This window comes from Xenorhabdus sp. KJ12.1, from assembly GCF_963876495.1.
GTDB classification, from domain to species: Bacteria; Pseudomonadota; Gammaproteobacteria; order Enterobacterales; family Enterobacteriaceae; genus Xenorhabdus; species Xenorhabdus stockiae.
On sequence record NZ_CAWNQH010000102.1, the window covers coordinates 1 to 7,900 of the forward strand.

Below are 7,900 nucleotides of genomic sequence, written 5' to 3' on the forward strand. Positions count from 1 at the left end.
TTATTCCAAATCCGAAGAGATGCATGACAAAGTGGTAGGTACGTTCATTGAGCGTGAATACTATCTTTCATAACAGATCTAACTATTGGGAGCATGACCCCAAATCCGTCCCACTTAATTTGATAATGGTCGTAGCTTAAAAAACTACAAAAGCCTATCAGCAAGGCGTGTCAATAAATCCATTTTCTCATGAAAAATTGCCACGATTAATGCCGGAGCACTTTCGCGTGGCAAACAAAAAACATAATGATATTCACAACGTGCCATGCGCAATGCCGGGTAAAGTTCGCTCATGTCCTTGAAAGATCCTTTTCCGCAAGCGAGACGCTCAATACCTTGCTTAAGGGTAGTGATGTAGCGGCGCGTCTGTGCATTACCCCATTGTTTACGTGTGTAACGAATAATTGCGCGTAAATCAGCTTCTGCAGCTTCCGTCAGTATATAATCCATTAATCGCGTCCGTTCTCGGCAAGTTCTTCATTAAGGATTTCATCAATGCTTTTCCCAGATAACTTGCCTTCTGTCCCCTCATTGATCCGTGTCTTCAACAAGGCTTTTAACTCTTGCCATGCTTGATCATCATTAGTCATGTCAGGGAACAAACGTTCAAGCGCATATTGCTTAATTGTCTTGCCTTGCAACGCTGCCAATGCTTTCAAACTCTTGTGTTGCTGATCGGTTATATCAATAGTTAAGCGACTCATAGGTCATTCCTCATTGGTTTCCCACAAACCCACATTAGCACATATGATGTCTTATGGCTATTTATTAGACACATGATCAATACCGTCTTGTCCGACAGCTGAAGTTTTCGGGTGCCGATATAACGAGCAGGGATGGGGAATTCCCACAAAGAGATGCCGCTATCCATGCACAATTAACATTGTGTTAAATGTAGAAAATATTAATCAGTTTATTTTCGTTTAGAAATTATTTCACTTTCTGTTTATTTGAATGACTGGCATTTATCTATTTAATGTCAATCAATCATTTTTTATTGCTCCTTTTTAAAAACAGAAAATAAAAAACTCATTTCTCAATAAATTTTTTGATCTATTTCACGAAATAGAAATGATCATGCTATTGTAAAATATATTATTAATTTTTTTATTTTTATCTCATGACGTTACGAAAAAACTATCTTTTATGGATAAATATTCAATAGCCTGATGCGCTAACTATATGCGTTAATTGGAAATGTTATTCTAAAACGGCAATCATTTTAATTTTTTACACTGTCATTGCCGGATGCCATTTTTTATTCCGCTTGATTTAATTTGGCCTTTACTCATTCGTTATTTATTATTACCCCTATTTTATTTATCACGATTCAACCGATATATTCAGATAACAACGTCTCTTCAAATTAGCGTAAAGCAGCTTATTACATCCTTAATTAACCCATTTGTCGGAGACAATCTGAGTTAAATTTAAATCTTGTGCCCGAATGTTATGGCCTGCGTTGTTATCAGGCGGGATAGCCTATTGCATAACATTCCATCATCTCAGGGAGACAGAAATAGATGTCAGTGAAAAAACACGCCACAACATTAAAGAAAGGAAAAGCGCTGTTGGGGCAAGGACAGCAAGCTGCACAAATGGCAAAACAGGCCAAAGGTTTGTTGACAGGTGCAGGCGGGAGTACTGCTGCCGGTGCCGGTAGCCTCATCAGTGGTGGCGGCTTTGCCGGTGGAGCCGGACAAAAAGCCGGAATGACAGCTCAGGCTGCCATGGGTAACTCCTCGGCAGGAAAAATGTTGCAGAAAGCCGGTCAGGTATTGGGATTACTGGGCGGTGCCGACCCCAGCGGCCTGTTATTCACCCTGACGGCAGGCGGTTTGCCGGCACAGACCTTTGTGGTCACCGACTTCAGCCTGAACGAACACTTCTCTCACCCCTTTGCACTGGAAGTGGGGCTGGCAAGCGCTATTCCCGCCATTAGTTTCCCGCTGGTACTTGACCGCACAGCAACACTGACTATTCTGCAAAACGGTATCGAACAACGCAGCATCACCGGCATCGTCACCCGCTTTGAACAGGGCAACACTGGCCTGCACCAGACCACCTACCGGATGAGCATCCGCCCTGACCTGTGGCGCACGACCCTACGGCAGAATTCGCGCATCTTCCAGCAGCTAAACATCGCCAACATCATTACGACCATCCTCAAAGAACACAGCATCCGTGATGTGGTATTCAATCTGCGCCACCCGCACCCGGAGCGCGAATTCTGCGTACAGTATCAGGAAAGTGATTTTGATTTTCTGCAACGGCTGACAGCGGAAGAAGGCATTTTCTACTTCTTCGAATGCAGTAACGGGCGTAACACACTGGTATTTGCCGATGACTGTGGCTCTGTGCCACCGGGTATCCGCCTGCCTTATCAGCCCGGTGAAGTCAGCACATTGGGTGAACCGGCAGTCAGTAGCCTGACCAGCAGCGCTCAGGTCCGTCCGGCTCAGGTACAGCTTAAGGATTACACCTTCAAGAACCCGGCATGGCCAGCGGAATTTCAGCAACAGATGCGGGATGAAAACCTGCAACAATTGTATTACGAGCACTACGACTACCCGGGCCGTTTCAAGGACGAAGCACATGGCAAAGATTTTACCCGCTACCGACTGGAAGCACTGCGCAGTGACGCGGAGACCGGGCAAGGCAGCGGCAATGCCATCGCTCTGCAACCGGGCAAACTATTCATTCTTGATAACCACCCCCGCTTAGACCTGAATCAGTCATGGCAGACCGTCTCTGCCAGCCACAGTGGCAGTCAGCCACAGGCACTGGAAACCGCCAGCTCAGGCTCCGGCACAACACTGAACAGTCACTTCACCTTCATCCGCCAGAACCAGAACTGGCGTCCGGCTCCACGGCCCAAGCCGGTGATTGATGGTCCGCAAATCGCCAAAGTAGTCGGCCCGGCAGGTGAAGAGATTTTCTGTGACCAGTACGGGCGTGTGCGTCTGCAATTCCCGTGGGACCGGTACGGTAAGAGCGATGACCAAAGCTCCTGCTGGATACGGGTCAGCCAGCCGTGGGCCGGTCAGGGCTGGGGCATGCTCGCTATTCCGCGTATCGGACAGGAAGTCGTGGTGGACTTCCTGCACGGCGACCCCGACCAACCGATAGTCACCGGACGTACCTACCATGCCAGCAATATTCCACCGGGGAGCTTACCGGGCAGCAAAACCCAGATGGCATTCCGCTCCAAAACCCACAAAGGGCAAGGCTATAACGAGCTGCTGTTTGAAGATGCCAAGGGCAGTGAACGGCTGGATTTGCACGCACAAAAAGACATGAACACCAAAGTGCTCAATAACCGCGATACCCATGTACTGGCCAACCACAGTGAAACCGTGGAGAAAAACCAGACCATCAAGGTGAATGAGCACAAAAATGAAATGGTGAAAATGACCAGCACGGAAACTATCGGCATGGTCTACGCATTGACTGTCGGCACCAGCATGAATACCACCGTCGGGGCCAGCCAGACTGAACAGGTTGGCAGCCATAAATCCATTGCGGTCGGTAATACCCTGTCCATTAATGCCGGTGATGTGATTGAGCTGAAATGCGGTGCCAGTGTCCTGCGGATGGACAGCTCGGGCAAAATCACTATACAGGGCAGTGAGTTCAAATTTGAGGCCAGTGGCCCGGTACAAATCACCGGTAAAGATATCGACCTGAACTAACAAGGACAGACTGAGATGGAATTTCGTAACCTCACCCCTTTCGCGGTGATGAACTATCAAATGTTCGATGTCGACGATACCGAGCATCATGTGGCGGTGATGAAAATCGGCTACCAGTTGATGCCTGCCGGACAGGGGGAATACATCGCTGAACTGCTGCCCGCGCCGCCGTTGTGCTTACAGGATGAATATCGCGGGCAAATGAATGCCTCGCAAGTATTGCAGGAAAGCGACCTTGCACCGTTTAAACCGCGCTGTGATGTGATTGTGAATGGCACAGCCTACGCACCGGATAACCGACCCTGTACCGAATTTCCCGTCCAGTTACAGGTCAAAACCCGGCAGGGTCAGCCCCTGCTTGATAAAACCCTGACTGTGACCGGCGAACGGGAATTTATCCGTGATGCCAGCGGCCACTGGCAACTAACGGAGCCAAAAACCTTTACCACACTGCCGCTGGATTATCGCTACGCTTTCGGGGGTGAGTGCAAAATTCAGGCAGACGATAAAGCAAGCAAACTGCTTAACGAACGTGACCGCCTGACACCCGAACAGCGCCAGCAGCACCCGGACGGGGAAAATGCCCCGGTTGCTCATGCGGTTTGTGAAACCAATCCGCTGGGCACGGGATTTATCACCCCGTGGTACGCTAGTGCCAAAAAGCTCATCCGCTATCCGGCTCCACGCATCATCCGGTCAGATGCCCCTTTTACTGTCGAGCATTTTACCGCGCAACTGGCTGGAGCGTTGCCACCCGATACGCCCGCCTGCCAGCCACAGGGCATGGGCTTTATCGGCCGCCCGTGGCTGCCCCGCCGCCAGCTGGCCGGTACTTATGATGCCGACTGGTTAGAGCATCGTCATCCTTACCTGCCGAAAGATTTTGACTTCGGCTACTGGAACGGCGCACCAACTGACCAACAGATTGACTGGCCGGACACAGATATCGCCATCACGCTGAGCGGCCTGACTCCTCACAGTGACCTGCATGTCAAACTGCCCGGACATCGTCCGTTCATTTTGTTGCGCATGCAAAACGGGATTCTGTTACCTGTGCCGATGCGCCTCGATACGCTCATTATCGACAGCGAGGCCAGAACACTGCATCTGACCTGCCGGCTGAATTTCAAAGCCTCCCTGCCCGTGCGGGTCGCCGAAGCCCGGTTTGAAATTAACCCGGATGCCCCCTTGCTCAAACTGGCTCCACAGGAAGAGGAGAAAATGAATGGCTGATAACTATATCGCCCGCACTGCGGGCACCTGGATGATTATCGGCATGCTACCGGACGTGTGCAAAACCCCGATAGGGCCTGCCACACCGCCCATCCCCTATCCGGTGGTCGCGAAACTGGCAGACAGTTCAGCACCGGAAAAAACCGTGCGGGCTAATGGCATGCCGGTCGTGGTGTTTGCCCGCAGTTTTGTGCCCACCACACTCGGTGACCAGCCGGGCGTGGCAAATGGCGTTAAGAGTGGCACCGTTGGTGGCAAATGTCATCCATTAGAGCATACCCGCACGGTACGCGCCGGTAACAAGCTGGTGCTACGCCATGGGGATAAATTTTGGATGAATGGGGCATAAGGAAGGAACCATGTCAGATATAAAAGTCGTCACACCGAAGAGCGACGCTGTTAGAGCCGAAGAATATTGTAAAGAATTTAACATTCGCACACAGGCTGAGGCTGAGCAAGCGCTAAACAATAGCGATACATTATACCGACAAAGCTCTATTTTTTATGGTGATTACGGAGACGATCCGGAATTAGACGTTTACTACGATCAGTTAGAGGCTGATTTTAGAGCTCAGCATTTTAAGAAAACAGCTCAAGATACCGTTGAAAAATTCAAAAGTGGTGAATTCCCAAAGAAAGAATGGGAAGAAGAGAAAGAAGAAGACGACCATCCCAGGCCCAATGCAGCGTTGCCTCAAAAACCACGAGATGACAGTCCAACCGGTGAGGGCAATACGATAGGTAAAATCGTCGGACAGGCACCACAGGGGGCAAATCCGCCACATGAAGCAAATGCGGCCGTCACACCGGAAACTGAACAAGAAAAAGGATTTTTGGACAAGGCGGGAGAATGGTGGGATGAGACCAAGGAAGATGTGCAAAAGTGGGGAGAGGAAGCCAAAGAAAAGTTGAATGCAGCTTGGGATAAACCGGGAGAAGCTGCTATCGGGGCAGGAAAAGCGCTCTGGAATACCGTTCCTGAAATGGCTGAATTCATGGGTAAGGAGATGATGCGTTCTTTGACAGCTCCCGCCGTAGCTACCGAAAAAGTATTGGAATATACAGGTATCGCGCCTAAAGGAATTGGTGCATCTGAACTTCAGAAAAAAGCAATGGCGATGGTCAATAACGATGTAATCAAGTTTGAGATGAAAAGTGATGCTGAAAAAGGTGGTGCCTTAATCTATGAAGGGCTTTCTTTAGCAACCGGTATTCTTGGACTTACAAAGGCAGTAGCCAAAAAAGGAGCCAAAATTAAAGGCAAATCTCAGGAAGCCCACGATGCGCCTGAAACTCCCAAGAAAACAGAGACGGATACTGTTGACAACAGGTCAAACAACAAAGAAGGGCAAAGTAGCGACAAAGCTAAAACAGAAGGTGACCCTGTCGATATGGCCACCGGTGACTTTCTGCAAGTCTGGCCGGTCATTGTTATCCCCGGATTATTGCCGATCACCCTGACCCGCACCTATCGTTCCACCGCTAAGTACAGTGGCTTGTTTGGCCCGAAATGGGCGGATGAGTGGTCACGTCTGTTGAAACTGGCCGATGGTCAGGTGAACTTCACCAATGCCGACGGGGTAATCTACGATTTCAGCACACCCGATAACACGGTGCTCGCCCGTAACCAGCATATTCCGCATTACGTGTTAACCGGTGAGTTAAATGGCGAACTGCGACTGACTGATCGCCAGTCCCAACTCACTTATCATTTTAATCACGCAGCTGGGAATATTCGCAAACTGTCAGCGATCACCGATCGCCGTCAAAACACGATCCAGTTTGTCTACGATAAACAGTCGCAACTGATTGAAATCACGCGCACGGATGGCTTCCGGTTGATTCTCGGCTATCAGGGGCAACAACTCCAGACCGTAGATTATCTGGAACAGAAAAAGCAACAACGGTTGGTCACGTGTCACTATGATACACAAGGCTACCTGAGTGAATGCGAAGCATTCCAACACAACCACCTGTGGCATGAATATGACGCACGGGGGCGGATGATTCGTTGGCACGATACCGACCAGACCGATTTAAGCCTGACTTATGATGAACAAGGACGAGTCCTCAGCACAACTTCTTCCAGCGGTTATTGGTGCGATCGCTTCCACTATGACGATAACGCCCGTATCACCACCTATCAGGACGGTGAAGGCGGTGAAACCCACTACCATTACGATAACAACGGGCTGGTTCTGCGTGAAGTCGATCCATTAGGCCGTATCACCCGCCGCCAGTGGCATCATAGTCAGATAGTCTGGGAAGCCGATCCATCAGGGGCTATCACCACATTCGATTACAACCCTGATGGTGCGCTGACAGAAATGAAGCTGCCGACAGGTGAAATTTTTGCTTACGGTTATGATGAACACGGGCAGCTTAGCGAAAGTGTCCTGCCAACGGGAGAACGCTGGCAACTTCACTATGATGAGCAGGGCAACCTGACCGCACTGACCAATCCGTTGGGGCACAAAGAAGAATACCAATACGGTCTCCACGGTGAATTACGCCAGCGCCTGCTGCCGGATGGTCGTCAATGGCATTACGCCTACGACGAACAGCAGCGGCTGGCCGCAGTGATGACGCCGGACAGTCAGACCACCGGCCTGCAACTGGACGAACTGGGCCGCCTGCGTCAACTCACCGATGCCCTTAAACAACAGACCCATTATCGCTATAGCGATGACCATGCCAGCCTCAATGGCAGCCTGACTGAAGTTGAACTGCCGGATGGTACCACACAGCAACTGGCCTATGACAGTGAACGGCGTGTGGTGGCAGTAACTGACGGTGAAGGCCGTACCACGCGCTACACTTATGGCGCGTTTGACCTTCTCAATCAAGTGACCCGCCCCGATGGCACGGTATTACGTTTTGGTTATGACCGCCTGACCCGGTTGAATTCTGTCACCGCCTCCACCGGTGAAACCTATCGCTATGAACGGGATGCCGCCGGGCAAATTATCCGGGAA

General features: G+C 50.2%; 6 protein-coding genes. 4 read left to right on the forward strand and 2 right to left on the reverse strand.

Annotated elements, in window-relative coordinates; translation table 11 throughout:
- Positions 1 to 144: 144 nt before the first annotated feature.
- A complete protein-coding gene (locus AACS92_RS17840; protein WP_099111910.1) occupies positions 145 to 450 on the reverse strand; it encodes a type II toxin-antitoxin system RelE/ParE family toxin in 306 nt (101 codons plus the stop codon).
- Positions 450 to 704 carry an antitoxin gene (locus AACS92_RS17845; protein WP_099111911.1) on the reverse strand — a complete coding sequence of 85 codons (255 nt, stop codon included), beginning with the start codon at positions 702 to 704 and terminating at the stop codon, positions 450 to 452. Before AACS92_RS17845 ends, AACS92_RS17840 begins: the two co-directional genes overlap by 1 nt.
- 819 nt (positions 705 to 1,523) lie before the next feature.
- Here AACS92_RS17845 and tssI point away from each other — a divergent pair.
- The 4 genes from tssI to AACS92_RS17865 all read left to right on the forward strand — a co-directional run.
- Complete coding sequence (gene tssI, locus AACS92_RS17850; protein WP_099111912.1) at positions 1,524 to 3,692, forward strand: type VI secretion system Vgr family protein; 2,169 nt, start codon at positions 1,524 to 1,526, stop codon at positions 3,690 to 3,692.
- A gap of 60 nt (positions 3,693 to 3,752) precedes the next feature.
- Positions 3,753 to 4,925: a DUF2169 family type VI secretion system accessory protein gene (locus AACS92_RS17855; RefSeq protein WP_241538038.1), complete on the forward strand. Its 1,173-nt coding sequence runs from the start codon at positions 3,753 to 3,755 to the stop codon at positions 4,923 to 4,925.
- A gap of 43 nt (positions 4,926 to 4,968) precedes the next feature.
- Complete coding sequence (locus AACS92_RS17860) at positions 4,969 to 5,274, forward strand: DUF4150 domain-containing protein (protein WP_241538037.1); 306 nt, start codon at positions 4,969 to 4,971, stop codon at positions 5,272 to 5,274.
- A gap of 10 nt (positions 5,275 to 5,284) precedes the next feature.
- Positions 5,285 to 7,900: DUF6531 domain-containing protein (locus AACS92_RS17865; protein WP_193757011.1), on the forward strand; the 2,616-nt coding region annotated here is incomplete at its 3' end.